General features: G+C 72.2%; 16 protein-coding genes. 12 read left to right on the top strand and 4 right to left on the bottom strand.

The features are described from left to right. The first annotated feature begins 72 nt into the window (after positions 1 to 72). Positions 73 to 702, top strand: coding sequence for an HXXEE domain-containing protein (locus AB0C28_RS25055; protein ID WP_358077836.1), 630 nt, complete (start codon positions 73 to 75; stop codon positions 700 to 702). 4 nt (positions 703 to 706) lie between these two features. On the opposite strand, the gene AB0C28_RS25050 is transcribed toward AB0C28_RS25055, so the two are convergent. After that, positions 707 to 1,390, bottom strand: a complete 684-nt coding sequence (locus tag AB0C28_RS25050; protein WP_357851725.1) for a type 1 glutamine amidotransferase — start codon at positions 1,388 to 1,390, stop codon at positions 707 to 709. Positions 1,391 to 1,443: 53 nt separating this feature from the next. Between AB0C28_RS25050 and AB0C28_RS25045 the strand changes: the two genes are divergently transcribed. Next, complete coding sequence (locus tag AB0C28_RS25045) at positions 1,444 to 2,304, top strand: alpha/beta hydrolase (protein WP_357851722.1); 861 nt, start codon at positions 1,444 to 1,446, stop codon at positions 2,302 to 2,304. Positions 2,305 to 2,367: 63 nt separating this feature from the next. Here the strand turns inward: AB0C28_RS25045 and AB0C28_RS25040 are convergent, their stop codons facing one another. Beyond that, complete coding sequence (locus AB0C28_RS25040; protein ID WP_357851719.1) at positions 2,368 to 3,081, bottom strand: hypothetical protein; 714 nt, start codon at positions 3,079 to 3,081, stop codon at positions 2,368 to 2,370. A gap of 493 nt (positions 3,082 to 3,574) precedes the next feature. Here AB0C28_RS25040 and AB0C28_RS25035 point away from each other — a divergent pair, with 493 nt between their 5' ends. Beyond that, positions 3,575 to 4,222, top strand: coding sequence for an AAA family ATPase (locus AB0C28_RS25035; protein WP_358077833.1), 648 nt, complete (start codon positions 3,575 to 3,577; stop codon positions 4,220 to 4,222). Here AB0C28_RS25035 and AB0C28_RS25030 read toward each other — a convergent pair. After that, a complete protein-coding gene (locus AB0C28_RS25030; protein WP_357851714.1) occupies positions 4,204 to 5,565 on the bottom strand; it encodes a glutamine synthetase family protein in 1,362 nt (453 codons plus the stop codon). The two genes, AB0C28_RS25035 and AB0C28_RS25030, sit on opposite strands and share 19 nt — an antisense overlap. 156 nt (positions 5,566 to 5,721) lie before the next feature. On the opposite strand from AB0C28_RS25030, the gene AB0C28_RS25025 reads away from it, so the two are divergent. Together AB0C28_RS25025 and AB0C28_RS25020 are read left to right on the top strand one after the other, a co-directional pair. Further along, a complete protein-coding gene (locus tag AB0C28_RS25025; RefSeq protein WP_358077830.1) occupies positions 5,722 to 6,267 on the top strand; it encodes a hypothetical protein in 546 nt (181 codons plus the stop codon). Between the two features lie 8 nt (positions 6,268 to 6,275). After that, positions 6,276 to 7,451: a terpene synthase family protein gene (locus AB0C28_RS25020; protein ID WP_358077827.1), complete on the top strand. Its 1,176-nt coding sequence runs from the start codon at positions 6,276 to 6,278 to the stop codon at positions 7,449 to 7,451. Here the strand turns inward: AB0C28_RS25020 and AB0C28_RS25015 are convergent. Then, positions 7,442 to 8,404, bottom strand: a complete 963-nt coding sequence (locus AB0C28_RS25015) for a DUF5937 family protein (RefSeq protein WP_358077824.1) — start codon at positions 8,402 to 8,404, stop codon at positions 7,442 to 7,444. The genes AB0C28_RS25020 and AB0C28_RS25015 overlap by 10 nt on opposite strands. 59 nt (positions 8,405 to 8,463) lie before the next feature. Between AB0C28_RS25015 and AB0C28_RS25010 the strand changes: the two genes are divergently transcribed. The 7 genes from AB0C28_RS25010 (at position 8,464) to AB0C28_RS24980 (ending at position 16,371) form a co-directional block, all read left to right on the top strand. Next, positions 8,464 to 9,657, top strand: a complete 1,194-nt coding sequence (locus AB0C28_RS25010) for an MFS transporter (protein WP_357851704.1) — start codon at positions 8,464 to 8,466, stop codon at positions 9,655 to 9,657. A gap of 184 nt (positions 9,658 to 9,841) precedes the next feature. Then, positions 9,842 to 11,278, top strand: a complete 1,437-nt coding sequence (locus AB0C28_RS25005) for a BTAD domain-containing putative transcriptional regulator (RefSeq protein ID WP_358077821.1) — start codon at positions 9,842 to 9,844, stop codon at positions 11,276 to 11,278. Between the two features lie 52 nt (positions 11,279 to 11,330). Continuing rightward, positions 11,331 to 13,106 carry an NAD+ synthase gene (locus tag AB0C28_RS25000; RefSeq protein WP_357851698.1) on the top strand — a complete coding sequence of 592 codons (1,776 nt, stop codon included), beginning with the start codon at positions 11,331 to 11,333 and terminating at the stop codon, positions 13,104 to 13,106. Between the two features lie 311 nt (positions 13,107 to 13,417). After that, a complete protein-coding gene (locus AB0C28_RS24995; RefSeq protein WP_357851695.1) occupies positions 13,418 to 13,789 on the top strand; it encodes a metalloregulator ArsR/SmtB family transcription factor in 372 nt (123 codons plus the stop codon). After that, a complete protein-coding gene (locus tag AB0C28_RS24990; protein WP_357851692.1) occupies positions 13,786 to 14,292 on the top strand; it encodes an SRPBCC family protein in 507 nt (168 codons plus the stop codon). Before AB0C28_RS24995 ends, AB0C28_RS24990 begins: the two co-directional genes overlap by 4 nt. 170 nt (positions 14,293 to 14,462) lie before the next feature. Beyond that, complete coding sequence (locus tag AB0C28_RS24985; protein ID WP_358077819.1) at positions 14,463 to 15,551, top strand: DNA alkylation repair protein; 1,089 nt, start codon at positions 14,463 to 14,465, stop codon at positions 15,549 to 15,551. 4 nt (positions 15,552 to 15,555) lie between these two features. Then, positions 15,556 to 16,371 (top strand): GNAT family N-acetyltransferase, encoded by an 816-nt coding sequence (locus AB0C28_RS24980; protein ID WP_358077817.1) that lies wholly within the window; start codon positions 15,556 to 15,558, stop codon positions 16,369 to 16,371. Positions 16,372 to 16,407: the final 36 nt, after the last annotated feature.

The raw sequence follows: 16,407 nt of genomic DNA, 5'->3' as shown, positions 1-16,407 counted from the left end.
TGACAGCTCTCTCCCGCGCGGCCGTAGCATGAGAACGCAACGTTGCGTTGCGTTTCGCGAAGGGCGGGATCGATGACGGAGCGGGAAACAGCCGGCCGGGTGCCGGCGGCAGGGCGGGAGGCGGGCGGCCGGGTGCCGGCGGCGGTCGCGTGGGGGCTGCTGGCCGCATGGACGGTGCACGACGCCGAGGAACTGGCCACGATGGCGCGCTGGACCCGCACGGCCCGGCCCCGCCTGGAGGAACGCCTCCCCGGCGTGCCGTGGGAACGGCTGGAGGTCTCGCAGCGGCACGTGAACGTGGCCATCGGGCTGATGGGTGGGGTGATGGCGGGGGCGGCGGCACTCGGGGCGCGCACGGGCGGACGCAGTGCGGTGTTCCAGGCGGCACTGGCCGGCTTCGGCGCGCACGGGGTGCTGCACCTGGCTCAGGCGGCACTGTTCCGCGGCTACACGCCCGGGGCGGCGACCGCGCCCGTCGTCGTGCTCCCGTACACGGTGTGGGCGTGGCGGCGACTGCGGGCGTCAGGGGTGCCGATGCGGCCGGGGTACGGCGGTGTGGTGGCGCTCCCGCTGATCATGGCCGGCGTGCACATCCTGGCCCACGCCCTCGCCGGCCGCCACCGGAAGAACGGCCACGAACGGGGGCGCGGGGCCTGGCTCCCGCGCGGACGCCGGACCGAAGCCGGGAGCGGGCTCCGGTGAGGCGTCAGGCGCGGGCGGAGGTTCTGACGACGTCGGCGAAGGCTCGTGCGACCGGCCGCCAGGTCGACACCAGCGCGCCCTCGGCGGCCTTGACCTCGGCGTTCAGCTCCTCGGCCGTGTCCAGGGGCGGCTCTGCCGTCCACGAGGCGAAGATCTCGGGCGTGGCCTCGGGGTGGAACTGCACCGCCCAGGCCGCAGGGCCGAGCCGATAAGCCTGGTTCCGGTACGGGTCGCCGGTCATCAGCGGCACCGCGCCTTCGGGCAGCCGGGTGATGGCGTCCTGGTGGTACTGGATCGCCACGGCCCGGCCGACGCCCGACAGCAGCCGGTCGGAGGCGGCGGCGGGCAGGGCGACGACCTCGCGCGCGCCCACCTCCACGCCGTGCGCCCCGCGCTCCACCGTGCCGCCGCAGGCCATGGTGAGCAGTTGCGCGCCCAGGCAGACGGCGAGCGTGGGCGTGGCGTCGTCCACGGCCCGGCGCAGCAGGTCGCGGGTGGCCGGCTGCCAGGGGCTGCGCTCGTCCTCCCAGGCCGCGGCGGCGCCCCCGAGCACGATCAGCCCGTCCGCCGCCCGTTCGGGCACCTCCTCCCCCAGGTACGGCCGCACGACCTCGCAGGCCAGTCCCAGCCAGCCGGCCAGGTACCCCAGCCCGGCCTCGGCCTCGTGTTCGATGACGGTGATCCGCATATCACCCATTATCCGGCTATTCGTCCCAGCTGAGCTGCGCCTAAGCTCCGACCATGAGCGTCGAATTCGATGAGGCCGGCGGCCTGCGGATCGCCACCTTCGGCACCGGGCCACGCAAGATCATCGCCGTGCACGGGATCACCGCCTCGCTGATGGCCTGGGGCGCGGTCGGCCGGCGGCTGCCCGACGGCTGGTCCCTGGTCGCGATGGACCTGCGCGGGCGCGGCCACAGCGCCTCCCTGCCCGGCCCGTACGGGCTCGACCGGCACGCCGAGGACGTGCTGCGGGTGGCCGAGCACGTCAAGGCGGGCCCCGACGCGGTGCTGACCGGGCACTCCATGGGGGCGTACGTGGCGGCGCTGGCCGGTGCACGGCGCGACTTCGCCCGGATCGTGCTGGTGGACGGCGGCCTGCCACTGCCGCCGTTGCCCGAGGGGATGGACGCCGACGCGGCCACGGAGGCCACGCTGGGCCCGGCGCTGGAGCGGCTGCGGCGGACGTATCCGTCGGCGGAGGCGTACGTGGACTTCTTCAAGGCGCATCCGGCCTTCGCCGGGAACTGGAACGCCGACGTGGAGGCGTACGTACGCTACGACCTGACCGGGCCGGACGGAGCCCTGCGCTCGCGCGCGGTCGGGGAGGCGGTGCTGGAGGACGGGCGCTGGCTGCGCCTGGAGCCGGACCGGATCGCCGCCGCGCTGGAGGCGATCACCTCGCCGCTGCGCCTGCTGCGGGCCCCGCGCGGGCTGCTCGACCAGGACACCGGCCTGCTGCCCGACGACCTGGCCCTGCCGTGGGCCGCCCGGCTGCCCGGGCTGCGCGACGAGCTGGTGCCGGACTGCAACCACTACACGATCCTGTTCGACGAACGCTGCGTCGCGACCGTCGTGAACCACCTCACCGCCCCCGAGTGACCCCCTCACGGAACGGCGAAGGCCCCGGACCAACGTTCGGTCGGGGGCCTTCGGAAGTCCGGGCTAGCGTGGAGCGATCCAGGTGGCGCGCGCGGCGGCGACCAGGGTGCCGTCAGCCTCGTAGATGGCGCTCTGGCCGAACATCTTGCGGCCGTCGCGGCCGGTCGGGCGGGCGACCACCGAGTAGCGCCCGCCGGGCAGGACCGTGCGGTGGATCTGCACGACCAGCCGGCCGAGCAGGGCGCTCTCGCCCGGGCCGAAGTGGGCCCAGCCGGAGATGCAGTCGAGCACCGCGCCGACGATCGAGGCGGGCACGCCGTCCTCGCCCGCCACCGTGTGCGGCACCACCCAGCCGGCCGCGACCAGGTCCGTGCCCTCCACGGGGCCGGGGAAGATGCGCAGGCCGTCGCCCGGCTCGCGCAGACCGCAGGCGAAGCACTCGGCGAACGGGTGGGCCTTCAGCCCCGCGAACCCGGCCTCGGCGCGGGCGGCGTCGTTGAACGGCACGAACGCCGGCCCCTCCAGGTCCTCGGCCACCGGGATGGCCTCGACCAGCAGCTTGTCGCCGTGGGACAGGGACACGGTGTTGGCCACGTGTTCCAGCCGCAGCTCGGTCTCCAGCGGCGTGGGGGCGTGGAGGGTGACCTCGACGGCTGATCGACCACCGTTCAGCGCCTCGGCCATGGTGCCCGCGATCCACCCGCCGTTGGCGAGACCCACGGGACCACGGTAGCGCTCGGGAACGGTCAACACGGTCTGCAGGGCAGCCGTCGTCATGCCACACCCTCCTATATCGCCACACACGGCGAAAAGTCCGGAAATATCATAAAGAGCAGACCGATTTTACTGGACGCCCGGTTTCCCGGAGGCGTGGGGGTCCGGCGGTTGCTCCGTACAGCTCCATAACGCCTCGAAGGGGCTCGGAACTTCCCTCACCCGGGCATCACGACGCTAGGCGTCCCACATCGCTGGGATGTGACTCGGGGGTCAGAAGCAACGAAAATCGGCCTCACTCCGAAGTGCTCGGGGAGTGAGGCCGATCAAGGCGTTGGCAGTACCTTAACGGGGTTTCCCACGTCTCGCGACCAATCCCCCGATACTCCCGTCCCGATCGCCACGGCACCCGGCGCAGGGAGGCCGTGACCGGAACGGAACGGTCGAATATCGGCTTCCGCGCGCGTTCGCGGCCCGCCTCGGGGAGGCTGGAACCGCACACGCCTTATGCTGACGCGGCTGGGCGGACGAGAAGGCGAGTTGCGGGGGTGAGTCTGTGCCGGGGGCGAGGTTGCGGTTCCCGCCCGGATCCCTGGTCATCCTGACCGGGCTGCCGGGCGCGGGGAAGACGACGCTGCTGCGCCGCCTGTACGGGCTGCACGGCGCCGAGAGCGTCCCCCTCATGGCCGGCGCGGTCGCGGTGATCGACTCCGCGCAGTCGAAGCACCACTGGCACGGCCGGCTCGTCTGGGCCCCCTATCCGCTGCGCCGCGCCGTGGTGTTCGTCACCCATGTCGGCCGCATCAGGCGGGCCCTGCTCGCGGGTCACTCGGTCGTCGCCCACAACCGGGGCTGCGGGGCGTACGTGCTGCGGGGCTTCGCCTGGCTGGCGCGCAGGCACGGCGCGGACTTCCACCTGCTGCTGCTGGACGCGCCGCCGGAGGCGGCGCTCGCGGGCCAGCGGGAGCGGGGCCGGGTGGTGGCGCCGCGCACGTTCGCACGCCACCGGCGCAGCTGGGAGCTGCTGATGACCCGGGTCAGAAGCGGCGACCCGGCGCCCGCGTCGGGGGCCCGTGTCGTCGACCGGGCGCAGGCCGCCCAGCTGCGGGCCATCGTCTTCGAGCCGGCCCCGGCCGAGCCCGCGCGGCCCCCGATCGCGCCCTCGGTCAGGCCCCCGATCAGACCTCAGAGCACCGGCAGGTAGCGGCCCAGCTCGAACTCGGTCACGTGGCGGCGGTATTCGCGCCACTCGCTGCGCTTGTTGCGCAGGAAGAAGTCGAAGACGTGCTCGCCCAGCGTCTCGGCCACGAGTTCGCTGCGCTCCATGACCTCGATCGCGTCGTTGAGCGAGCCGGGCAGCGGCTGGATGCCGAGCGCCCGGCGTTCGGCGCTGGTCAGGGTCCAGACGTTGTCCTCGGCGGCGGCGGGCAGCTCGTAGCTCTCCTCGATGCCCTTGAGCCCGGCCGCCAGGATCAGCGCGAAGGCCAGGTAGGGGTTGCAGGCCGAGTCGAGCGAGCGGAACTCGATGCGGGTCGAGCCACCCTTGTGCGGCTTGTACATCGGCACCCTGACCAGCGCGGAGCGGTTGTTGTGGCCCCAGCACACGTAGGAGGGGGCCTCGCCGCCCTGGCCCGCGATGGCCTCGGCGCCGCCCCAGAGCCGCTTGTAGGAGTTGACCCACTGGTTGGTGATGGCCGTGATCTCGGCGGCGTGCCTGAGCAGGCCGGCGATGAAGGAACGCCCGATCTTGGACAGCCGGTAGTCGGAGCCGGCCTCGTAGAAGGCGTTTCTGTCGCCCTCGAACAGCGACATGTGCGTGTGCATGCCGGAGCCGGGGTGCTCGGTGAACGGCTTGGGCATGAACGAGGCCCAGATGCCCTGCTCCAGCGCGACCTCCTTCATGACCAGGCGGAAGGTCATGATGTTGTCGGCCGTGGTGAGCGCGTCGGCGTAACGCAGGTCGATCTCCTGCTGGCCGGGCGCGCCCTCGTGGTGGCTGAACTCGACGGAGATGCCCATCGACTCCAGCATCATGATCGCCTGGCGGCGGAAGTCGTGGCCGGAGCTGTGGGGCGTGTGGTCGAAGTAGCCGCCGGAGTCGATCGGCTCGGGCCGCTCACCGGGCTCGGGCCGGTTCTTCAGCAGGAAGAACTCGATCTCGGGGTGGGTGTAGAAGGTGAAGCCCATGTCGGCGCACTTGGCGAGGGTGCGTTTGAGCACCCAGCGCGGGTCGGCGTGCGACGGTGAGCCGTCGGGCATGAGGATGTCGCAGAAGATGCGCGCCGCGCCCGGCGTCTCGCTGCGCCAGGGCAGGATCTGGAACGTGGCCGGATCGGGCTTGGCCAGCATGTCGGACTCGTAGACCCGGGCGAAGCCCTCGATCGCGGAGCCGTCGAACCCGATGCCCTCGGCGAAGGCCCCTTCGAGCTCGGCCGGCGCGATGGCCACGGACTTGAGGAAGCCGAGCACGTCTGTGAACCACAGCCGGATGAACCGGATGTCGCGTTCCTCGAGCGTGCGGAGCACGAACTCCTGCTGGCGGTCCACAGCATCCCCTCGTTTGAACTGACAGTACAGGCTATATACCAGCATGCCGTGCCCGTGTTTCGCACACGTTACGGGGGGTGCCGGTGCGAGCCTCGCTGACAAAGCCCCCCGCCCCGACTTACTGTGATCACGCAGTCAGTCTCGGGGGAGGCATTGGTGGCTATCGACCTGCTCAATCACAAGCTCGATCGGGCGTTCGACCACATCGACGCGACCGGAAACGGCGTCGTCGAGCGTGAGGACCTGCTGGGGCTGGGCGCGCGCATCCTGGTGGGCTTCGGGGAGTCCCCCACTTCGGTCACCGGGGCGAGCCTCGTGGACAGCTTCGACGGCATCTGGTCCACCCTGTCGGAGGAGCTGGAGCGCGACGGCGACTCCGGCATCACGCGCCCGGACTTCCTGCGGGGGATGACGGCGGCGTTCGTCACAGGCGACCGGTACGACCCGGTGTTCAAGCCGGCCACGCTGGCGGTGGCCGAGCTGTGCGACGCCGACGGCGACGGGCGGATCGGGCCGGCCGAGTTCCGGACGATGCTGTGCGCGTTCGGCGTGGCCTACGACGACGTGGACGAGGCGTTCGACCGGCTCGACCGGGAGGGCAGGGGCGCGCTCACCGTGGACGAGCTGGTCCTGGCCGCCGCCGACTACTACCGCAGCGACGACCCCAACGCCGCGGGCAACTGGCTCTACGGGCCCCTGTGAAGCACCCAGTGAAGAGCCGAGCGCAGAGCCCGGAGCAGAGCCGGGAGCACGACCGGGAGCAGGACCCGGCGAAGAGCCAGGGCGAGAGCCCGGGGACGAGTCCGGCGGAAAGTCCGGTGAAGGCGGCTGTGAACACGACGATGATCAGTACGACGAGCACCACTACTGGCACCACCACGGGCAGCACTACTGGCAGCACGACGGGCACGATGACCACCACCGTGCTGGCCACCGTGCGCACCGCCCTGCGCTCCGCCCTGGCGTCGATGCTGCCGCTGCCGCGCAGGGGCGGCCCGGCCGCGCAGGCGCTGCTGCCGCTCACCGAGCGGGTGCCCGCCATGGCGGCGCCGTGCCGGATGCATCCGGCCGTGTACGCGATCGAGGCCGCGGTGATCGACTGGGCCAGGCGGACCGGCCTGCGCGCCGACCCCGACGTGGGCTACCACCGCATGGCGGGCCGGGCGTTCGCCGAGTTCGACGCGGCCGCGGCGGCGCTGTTCGCGCAGTGGCTGACCTGGCTGTTCCACCTGGACGACGAGCTCGACGAACGCTCGGGCCCGCTCGAGGTCTTCCACGGCATGCTCAAGGGCGCCTCGCGCCATCCACTGGAGGCGGCCTTCGCCGACCTGTGGCGGGTGACGAGCGCGCGGATGAGCGACCGGTGGCGGGCCAGGTTCGCGGTGGGGCTGCAGCGCCAGTACGACGCCTGCCGAACGGAGGCCGAGAACCGCGCGGCCGGGCGGATGCCGACGCTGGAGGAGTACCCGGCGCTGCGCAGGGGCACGGTGGGCCCCTACCTGTACGACCTGGTGGAGCCGTGCCTGCGGGTGGAGGTGCCGGGCTGGCTGCACGAGTCGGAGCCGTGGCAGCGGCTGGTGAACGCCTGCAGCGACGTCACCGCGTGGTGCAACGACGTGGCCTCGCGGCCGAAGGAGCACGGCGACGTGCACAACTTCGTCGTGCTGGCGATGCGCCAGCTCGGGCTGGGCGAGCGGGCGGCGACGGCGTGGGTGCTCGACCGCATCGCGGCGCGCTGCCAGGACATGAGCGAGGCGGCCAGGCGGCTGCCGCTGGACGACCTGGAGCCGAAGGCGGCGAGAGACGTCAGCAAGGTGGCCTGCGCCTACCTGGCGGCGCCGCGCGCCCACCTCGACTGGCTGCTGGAGTCGAAGCGTTACGCCTGACCGGCGAGCGCGTCACCGGTGGGGGTGCGACGGTAGACGACCTGCTTGCCGAGCCGCATCCCCACCGCGAGCCCGCCTCCGCTCAGCACGCTGAGGTGCTGGCTGATCGCGCCCGGCGTGAGGGACATGCGCCCGGCGAGCGCGGTGGTGGTGGCGGGCTCGGCGAGTGCGAGCAGGATCTGGGCCCGGCTCTTGCCGATCAGCGCGGCCAGCGCGCCCGGCGCGGGCGGCGGGCCCTGCTCCCACAGCGTGCCGACGCCGTGCACCGGGTAGACGAGCATCGACTGGTACGGCGCCGTCATCACCGCCACGGCCGGCCAGTAGAAGGCGCTGGGCACCAGCACGAGCCCGTCGCCGTGCGTCTCGCCCGACTCGCACCAGGGCCGGTCGATGATCAGCCGCTCCCCCGTCCACGTCACGGCCGGGCCGAGCCCGGCGAACAGCTCGCGCGCCCCGCCCTGCGCCAGTTGCCGCGAGCGGCGCAGCACGTCGCGTTCGAGCAGGGCGTACACGCGGGGCCAGAACTCCGCGAAACATTCGTCCCAGTACGTCCGCAGCGTGTCGGCGACCCTGGCCACGCCCGCCTCGGGGTCGGCCGTGAACCGCGCGATGACGGCGGCGTCGGTGCCGCGCACCTTCGCGGCCTCCTCCGCGGCCCGTGCCGGGTCCGTCCTCCTGACCCGGTCGAGCTCGGCGGCGAAGTCGGGCATCGGCGTGTCGGGCGGCGGGGTGACGAAGTCGGCCAGGTATCCGGACGGCGGCACGAGCGCGAACAGCTCCGCCAGGTCGAGCGCGCGTGCCTTGGAGCGCACGGCCTTGAGCCAGGGCAGGTGGATGGACTGCCTGGCCGGCTGCTGGAGGGTGCGCAGGCTGGTCACGAGCTCCCACATCGGCGAGAAGGCGAACCTGATGCGCGCCACGTCCTCCGGCTTCATCACCCAGGTAACGGTCATCCTTTTAGTGTGCACTAAATCGTTCGCCCGCCGAATGCCGACATATCACGCTTGCTTCCGTGTCGAGAGCAACTGTGGAGCGGCCGTCTTTCCTGCGGTCGCAATTAGGCGGTCTGCCGCGTCCGTTCTGGGCCCTGTGGAGCGGCACCCTGGTGAACCGGCTGGGCACCATGGTCGTGCCGTTCACCGGCGTCTATTTGACGCAGAGCCGCGGCCTGTCCGTCGTCGCGGCGGGCCTGGTGATGGGCGTGTTCGGGGCGGGGTCGCTGCTGTCGCAGGTCGTCGCGGGCGTGCTCGCCGACCGGATCGGGCGGCGGGCCACGCTGTCCGGCGGCATGCTGGCCACGTCCGCGGCCATGCTGGCGCTGGGCTACAGCACGTCGCTGCCGGCGATCCTGGCCTCGATGTTCGCGCTCGGCCTGGTGATCGACGCCTACCGGCCCGCCTCGAACGCGCTGGTCGCCGACCTGGTCCCGCCCGAGGAGCGGCCCAAGGCGTACGGGCTGCTGTTCTGGGGCGTCAACCTCGGCTACTCGGTCGGCATGACGACCGGCGGCTGGCTGGCCGGGATCGGGTTCATCTGGCTGTTCTGGATCGACGCACTGTCGGGCGTGGTCTTCGCCGTGCTGGTGTGGCGGGCGGTGCCCGAGACCAGGCCCGAGGGCGGCCACTCGGCGGGCGGGTTCCTGGTGGTGCTGCGCGACCGGGTCATGGTCGGGTTCACGCTGGTGGTGCTGGGCAACGCGCTGGTCTACGCGCAGACGATGTCCATGCTGCCGGTGGCGATGACCGGCGTGGTGAAGCTGACGCCCGGCCAGTTCGGCACGGCCATGGCGCTCAACGGGGTGCTCATCGTGATCGTGCAGCCGCTGGTGTCGGGGTGGCTCGGGCGCATGGACCCGGCCAGGACGCTCGCGCTGGGGCTGGCGGTGATGGGGGCCGGGTTCGCGATGACCGCGTACGTGACCACCACGCTGGGCCTGGTGGTGACGATCGCGGTGTGGACGGCCGGCGAGATCATGACGGCGGGCATCGCCGGCGCCGTGGTGGCCCGGCTGGCGCCGCCCGAGTTGCGGGGGCGGTACGCGGGGCTGTTCGGGTTCGCCTGGTCGCTGGCGGGGATGCTGGCGCCGCTGCTCGGCGCGCCGCTGCTGGAGCTGGGGTCGCGGGCGCTGTGGTTCACGATCGGCGGGGTCGGCTTCGCTTCGGCGATCGGCATGCTCCTGCTCGGCCCGGCCATCAGACGCCGCTGACCGACCCCGGCGGGGCGGCGTCCGGCGCCCCGCCGGGCCGGGACCGGCGCTCGGCGGCGCTCGGCGGCGGCCGGGGGGCGCCCGGCGGGCGCCCGGCGGGCCCGGGCACGGTTGCGGCGCGGGACCGATGGCGAAATTTCGCCATGTACCCGGACCCGCCGCCCCCTCTACAGTTACGCCTGACATGCTGACCTTCACCGCTCTCGGACCGTTCCAGGCCTGGGCCGACGGAACCCCCCTCGACCTCGGCGGCCAGCGGCAGCGGGCGGTGCTCGCGCGCCTGCTCGTGGCCGGTGGCCGCGCCGTCCCCGTCAACACCCTCATCGACGAGCTCTGGCCGGGCAGCCCGCCGGCGCAGGCGCTCTCCACGATCCAGGGGTACGTCTCCCGCCTGCGCCGCGCGCTCGAACCCGGCCGCGCGCCCCGCGAGGAGGCCGGCGTGCTGGTCTCCGCCTCTCCCGGGTACGCCCTACGTGCCCGTACCGAGGAGGTGGACGCCTGGCACTTCGAGGCGCTGATGCGGACCGACGGCACGCCCGCGCAGGTGTGGGCCGCCATGGAGAGCGCGCTGGGACTGTGGCGCGGGCCGGCGCTGGCCGAGTTCGGGGAGCTGAGCTGGGCCGCGACCGAGGCGAGCCGGCTGGAGGAGCTGCGGCTGATCGCCGTCGAGCGGCGGGCGGGCGCCGGGCTCACGCTGGGGCGGGCGACGTCGCTGGTCGCGGACCTGGAGGCGCACGCGTCGGCGTACCCGCTGCGTGAGGAGGCCTGGCGGCTGCTGTCCGTGGCGCTCTACCGGATGGGCCGCCAGGGCGACGCGCTGGCGGCGCTGCGCAGGGCGCGCGCCGTGTGGCGGGACGAGCTGGGTCTCGACCTGTCGGCCGGGCTCAAGAGCCTGGAGGCCGACATGCTGGCGCAGCGCCTGGACGAGCCCCAGGCGGCGGCCCCGGCGGCCGTTCGCGAGCCCGGCGTGCTGCGCGTGCTCGTGGCCGACGACCAGGCGCTGGTACGGGCCGGGCTGCGGGCCATGCTGGAGAGCGAGGCCGGGGTGGAGCCGGCCGGCGAGGCGGCCGACGGCGAGGAGGCCATCGCGGCCGCCCGCGCGGAGCGGCCCGACGTGGTGCTGCTCGACATCCAGATGCCGCGCCTCGACGGCCTGGCCGCGGCGCGCAGGATCCTGGCCGGCGAACGGCCGCCGAAGGTCGTGATGATGACCACGTTCGGCAGCGACGAGAACCTGTACGCGGCGCTGCGGGCCGGGGTGAGCGGGTTCGTGCTGAAGACGTCGGCGCCCGAGCAGTTCCTGGCCGCGATCAGGGCCGCGGCGGCGGGCGACGCGCTCATCGACCCCGCGGTCACCACGCGGCTGATCGCGGCGTTCGCCGGGCGCACCGACCCGGCCTCTCCCCCGGCGCTGGCCGGACTCTCCGACGACCGGCTCGACGTGCTCAAACTCGTGGCCAGGGGGCTGACCGACCGGCAGATCGGGCAGACGCTCGCGCTGGCGGAGGAGGAGGTGGGCCTGGTGGTCAAGGGGCTGCTGGAGCATCTCGGGCTGTTCGACCGGGCGCAACTGGTGATGGCGGCGTACGAGTCGGGGCTGGTCACACCGGGGGCGAAATGAGCGCCTTTTCGTCGCTTTGACGATAAAAAAGTCGGCATACTAGGCTGTTCGCGTGGCACAACTGCGCATTGCCCTGGCACAGACGAACCCGACCGTAGGCGACCTGAGCGCCAACGCGGACCGGCTGGTCGCGTGGACCCGCGACGCCGCCGAGCGCGGAGCTCACCTCGTCGTCTTCACCGAGATGTTCCTCACCGGCTACCCGGTCGAGGACCTCGTGCTGCGCACGTCCTTCGTGGACGCCAGTATCGACACGCTGGAGGAGGTGGCCCGCCGCCTGGAGCGGGAGGGCCTGGGCGAATTGCCCGTGGTCGTCGGCTACGTCGACCGGGCCGGCCTGGCGCCCAGGGTCGGGCAGCCCAAGGGCGCCCCGCTCGACGCCGCCGCCCTCCTCCACCGAGGGGAGGTGGTGACCCGCACGGCCAAGCATCACCTGCCCAACTACGGGGTGTTCGACGAATACCGCTACTTCGTGCGCGGTGATCGGCTGCCGATCTTCCGGCTGCACGGGGTCGACGTCGCGATCGCGGTGTGCGAGGACCTCTGGCAGGAGGGAGGTCCCGTGTCCGTCGTCGGGCAGGCCGGGGCCGGGCTGCTGGTGGCGCCGAACGCCTCGCCGTACGAGAAGGAGAAGGACGACGTACGGCTGGAGCTGTGCGCGCGGCGGGCCCGCGAGGCGGGGTGCGCCCTCGCCTACGTCAACCAGATCGGCGGGCAGGACGAGCTCGTCTTCGACGGCGACTCGATCGTGGTCGACGCCGCCGGGGAGCCGGTGGCGCGGGCCGGCCAGTTCAAGGAGGAGCTGCTGGTCGTCGACCTCGACGGCCTGCCGGTGGCCGACGCCGAGCCCGGGTCCTACCCGTACGACGCGGGCGACGGCTCCACCATCACGGTCGAGCGGCTGATCCTCTCCTCCGAGCCCGTCGCGCCTTACGAGCCCGAGCCCGGCCGCGTCGCCGAACGGCTCGACCCGCACGCGGAGGTCTACTCCGCGCTCGTCCTCGCGGTACGCGACTACGTGGCCAAGAACGGCTTCGAGTCGGTCATCCTCGGCCTGTCGGGCGGCATCGACTCCGCCCTGACCGCCACCATCGCCGCCGACGCCATCGGCCCCTCGCGGGTCAACGTGGTGCTCATGCCCTCGCGCTACTCCTCCGACCACTCGCTGGCCGACGCCGAGGAGCTGGTGCGCAGGCAGGGCATCACGGCGCAGGTGGTGCCGATCGCCGACATCGTCAGCGCGTTCGAGAAGGAGATCGAGCTGTCGGGCCTGGCCGCCGAGAACCTCCAGGCCAGGGTACGCGGCATGATCCTCATGGGCCTGTCGAACGAGCACGGCCACCTGGTGCTCACGACCGGCAACAAGAGCGAGCTGGCCACCGGCTACTCCACCCTCTACGGCGACTCGGCCGGCGGCTTTGCCCCGATCAAGGACGTGCCGAAGACCATGGTGTGGGAGCTGTCGAAGTGGCGCAACGCCCACTCCGGCGAGGGCTTCCTGCTGCCGGCCGAGCGGCCTATCCCGGAGAACTCGATCACCAAGGAGCCCAGCGCCGAGCTGCGGCCTGACCAGCGTGACACCGACTCGCTGCCGCCGTACGAGGTGCTGGACCGGCTCCTCGACGACTACGTCGAGAAGGACATGGGCTCCCGGGAGCTCATCGCGGCCGGCCACGATCCCGACCTGGTCACGCGGGTGATCCGGCTGGTGGACGTGGCTGAATACAAGCGCCGGCAGTATCCGCCCGGGCCGAAGATCACCCCGAAGAACTTCGGCCGCGACCGTCGTCTGCCCATCACCAACCGCTGGCGGGAGACCACCGGCTGACGGCCTGTCCACCGCGCGGCGGCGAGGGCCGGCGCGGCGACCGGATCGGCAGACAACGACACGGGACCGGCGACGGTTGCTGAACCGTCGCCGGTGCCGAACCGACGCCGGTGCCGAACCGGGAACGGTGCTGAGCCGACGCCGGTGCCGAACCGGCGATGGCACGGGAACCGTCGCCGGTGCGGCACACGCGGGCGCGGACGTCCCCTCAGACAACCGCGCCCACCTCGCACTGCGGCATGCCGCGACTGGATGCACGACTGCGGGCAGCCCTCTGGCGAAACGCGTAACCAGTAAGTTACGCTTTCCGGGTGGACGAGGTGGCAGGGGCGATCGCGGATCCGGTGCGGCGGCGGATCCTCGTACTGCTCAGAGACGGACGGCTGACAGCAGGCGAGCTCGCCGGGCAGTTCGCGATCAGCAGACCCGCCGTGAGCCGCCACCTGCGGGTGCTGCGGGAGAGCGGCCTGGTACGCGACGAGCTCGTCGGCAGGCAGCGCTTCTACACGCTCGACCCGGAGCAGTTCACCGAGCTCATCGCCTGGCTGGCGGCGTTCGTGCGCCCGTCCGGCTGGGAGCACCGCTTCGACGCGCTGGAGACCGAGGTCTACAGGACGCGCCGCGAACGCCGCGACACCACCCAAACCAGCAGTCCAAGCAGCAGAGAGGAACATTCGGCATGAGCCCGAGCCCCATCCCCACAGGCAGGCTGTTCCGCACGGAGGAAGGCAGCGACCTCGTCCTCACCCGGACCTTCCGCGCGCCCGCAGAAGACGTGTGGGCCAGCATCACCGAGTCCGACCGCACGGCCCGCTGGTTCGGCCCCTGGGAGGGCGACGCGGCGCCCGGCAACACGATCAAGGTGCAGCTGCGTTTCGAGGAGCAGACGCCCTGGTACGACATGCGCATCGACGCGTGCGAGCCGCCGCGCCGGCTGGCGATCTCCTCGCTCGACGAGTCCGGCGCCTGGCACCTCGAACTGCTGCTGACCGAGACGGACGGCGTGACCGAGCTGCGTTTCGTCCAGCACCTGGAGTCGGAGGACGGGATCGGCGACATCGGCCCCGGCTGGGAGTACTACCTGGACCTGCTCGTCGCCTCCCGCGACGGCTCCCCCACTCCCGGCTTCGACGCCTACTACCCGTCCATGCAGGACTACTTCACCCGCCTGCGCGACGACGCGTGACCGACTCCCGGCGAACGAGGCCCAGCGAACGACGGCGATGAAGCGATGCCGACGAAGCAGCACCTGACGATCACCGGCGACAAGACGGCGGCAGTTTGCCGGTCACGGTGGGAGCCATGAACGAATTGGTGGCGCCATGAATTGTCGGTGGGGCCTGGCACAGTAGCCGCGTGGCTCAACCTCTGAAGGAAATGATCAACCTCCAGTCCGTGTCGGTGCTGGCCGACGGGCTGACCGCGGCCTGGGGCCGCTTCCCCCGTGACCGGTTCGTCGAGCAGTCCCTGGCCGGCCTCGACGGGCTGGAGCTCAAGGCACGCGTCGCCCACGTCGCCGCCGAGCTCCACGACGCGCTGCCGCTCCCCTATCCGCAGGCCGCCGAGCTGATCCGCGAGTGCGTCCGGTCGGGGCTGACGCTGGACATGTGGAGCGGCTGGCCGGTCACCGAGCACACGGCGGGCAGGGGCCTCGACCACCTGCACGAGGCGATGGACACGCTGTCCGTGCTGACCCCTTACGCCACGGGCGAGTTCGCCGTACGCCCCTATCTGGAGCGCTACCGCGACGACGCGTTGAAGATCATGTACCACTGGGCGGAGTCACCGGACGAGCACCTGAGACGCCTGGCCTCCGAGGGCTCACGTCCGAGGCTGCCCTGGGCCGGGCGGGTCGGCTGGCTGATGACGCCGGGCCCGACCCTGCCCCTGCTCGACCGATTGCGCGACGACCCGAGCGAATACGTGCGCCGCTCGGTCGCCAACCACGTCAACGACCTGGCCAAAGACCATCCGGAGGCGGCGATCCGGCTGCTGGCCCGCTGGCGTTCCGACGGCGGCTCCCACGTGGAGAAGGTCCTCCGCCACGCCGTACGCGGGCTACTGCGCTCCGGCCACCCCGAGGCACTGACCCTGGTGGGCGCCACACCGGGCAGCGGCGCGGTCGAGGGACTGGCCCTGGAGACCGACACCGTACCCGTCGGCGGAAAACTGGCCTTCACCGTCACGGTCACAGCGGGCGCGGCCGGCCCGGTCCTGCTGAAATACGCCGTCAGACGGACGGGCTCCCGCCGCGTCTTCCACCTGGGCCAGCGAGAGGCGACCGGCCCCGGCGAGACGTTCACCGTACGCAAGAGCCACTCCTTCCGCCCGGTCACCACCCGCGACGAGCCACCCGGCGCCCGAGAGCTCGACGTGATCGTCAACGGCAGAGTGGCCGCCACCATCCCCTTCACCCTGATCGCCGCCCCAGGTTCCCTGAGCTGACCAGATGACCGGCGTACCAACGACTCCAACAACCGTCGACCCGTCAGGCACCGCCCTGCTCCAGATCGAGCTGGGCGTCATCTGGCGACTCGACGAGCAGGGCCGTCTCCCCGGCCCGGAGTCCATGGTGATCGGCATGACAGCCGACGGCCTGATCGCCGCCGTCTCCCACACGCTCCCCACCCCTCTCGCCCAGGCCCTCCTCACCCTCGCCACCACGCCGACACCCCAGCCGCCCGGCAAGGCGGCGTCCGAAACAGCCCTGGCAACACCACCCGAGACAGTCACCGAGACAACATCCAAGACAACCTCCGGGGCTGCCTTCGGAGCGGTGCCTGACGTGCTGGAGGCTTGCCGGGCCTTGCTGGGCGGCGACAGTGTGACCGTGTCCGGCGGGCCGAGCTACCTGGTGACGCCACCCATCCGCTACGACGTCCCCGTCGACGTGCTCAGATCGGACGAGCCCGCGCACGCCGCCCTCGTACGCCCGCTACGGGCCGAGGGCTGGGACCCCGACGAGTGGGACGAACTCGCCGGCGGCGGCGAGGGCGCACCCTGGGCGATGATCGTCGAGAACGGCGAGGTGGCGGCCCTCTGCCACACCGCCCGCCTGACCCCGGCCGGAGCCGAAGCCGGCACCTGGACCGCACCCGCGTACCGAGGCCGAGGCTACGCCGCCGCCACCACCGCAGTATGGGCGGGGATGCTGCCCGGCATCCGGTTGTTCTACAGCACGAGCGCGGACAACCACTCCTCACAACGGGTGGCACAACGCCTGGCCCTGCGTCCCCTCGGCTGGTTCTGGAAACTCACCGCCTGACACCACCACCGGCCGCAGAAGCCGCTCGAATGATCC

Source organism: Nonomuraea sp. NPDC048892 (assembly GCF_040649735.1).
Taxonomy (GTDB): domain Bacteria; phylum Actinomycetota; class Actinomycetes; order Streptosporangiales; family Streptosporangiaceae; genus Nonomuraea; species Nonomuraea maheshkhaliensis.
Note: the sequence above shows the minus strand (reverse complement) of the source record. Positions and strands in the feature narration are given on the sequence as shown.

Excerpts from the sequence above, each read along its gene's own strand:
- AB0C28_RS25005 (WP_358077821.1), top strand. The coding sequence starts at position 9,842 with ATGCTGACCTTCACCGCTCTCGGACCGTTCCAGGCCTGGGCCGACGGA.
- AB0C28_RS24990 (WP_357851692.1), top strand. The coding sequence starts at position 13,786 with ATGAGCCCGAGCCCCATCCCCACAGGCAGGCTGTTCCGCACGGAGGAA.
- AB0C28_RS25040 (WP_357851719.1), bottom strand. The coding sequence starts at position 3,081 with ATGACGACGGCTGCCCTGCAGACCGTGTTGACCGTTCCCGAGCGCTAC.
- AB0C28_RS25055 (WP_358077836.1), top strand. The coding sequence starts at position 73 with ATGACGGAGCGGGAAACAGCCGGCCGGGTGCCGGCGGCAGGGCGGGAG.
- AB0C28_RS25015 (WP_358077824.1), bottom strand. The coding sequence starts at position 8,404 with ATGACCGTTACCTGGGTGATGAAGCCGGAGGACGTGGCGCGCATCAGG.
- AB0C28_RS25045 (WP_357851722.1), top strand. The coding sequence starts at position 1,444 with ATGAGCGTCGAATTCGATGAGGCCGGCGGCCTGCGGATCGCCACCTTC.
- AB0C28_RS25050 (WP_357851725.1), bottom strand. The coding sequence starts at position 1,390 with ATGCGGATCACCGTCATCGAACACGAGGCCGAGGCCGGGCTGGGGTAC.
- AB0C28_RS24980 (WP_358077817.1), top strand. The coding sequence starts at position 15,556 with ATGACCGGCGTACCAACGACTCCAACAACCGTCGACCCGTCAGGCACC.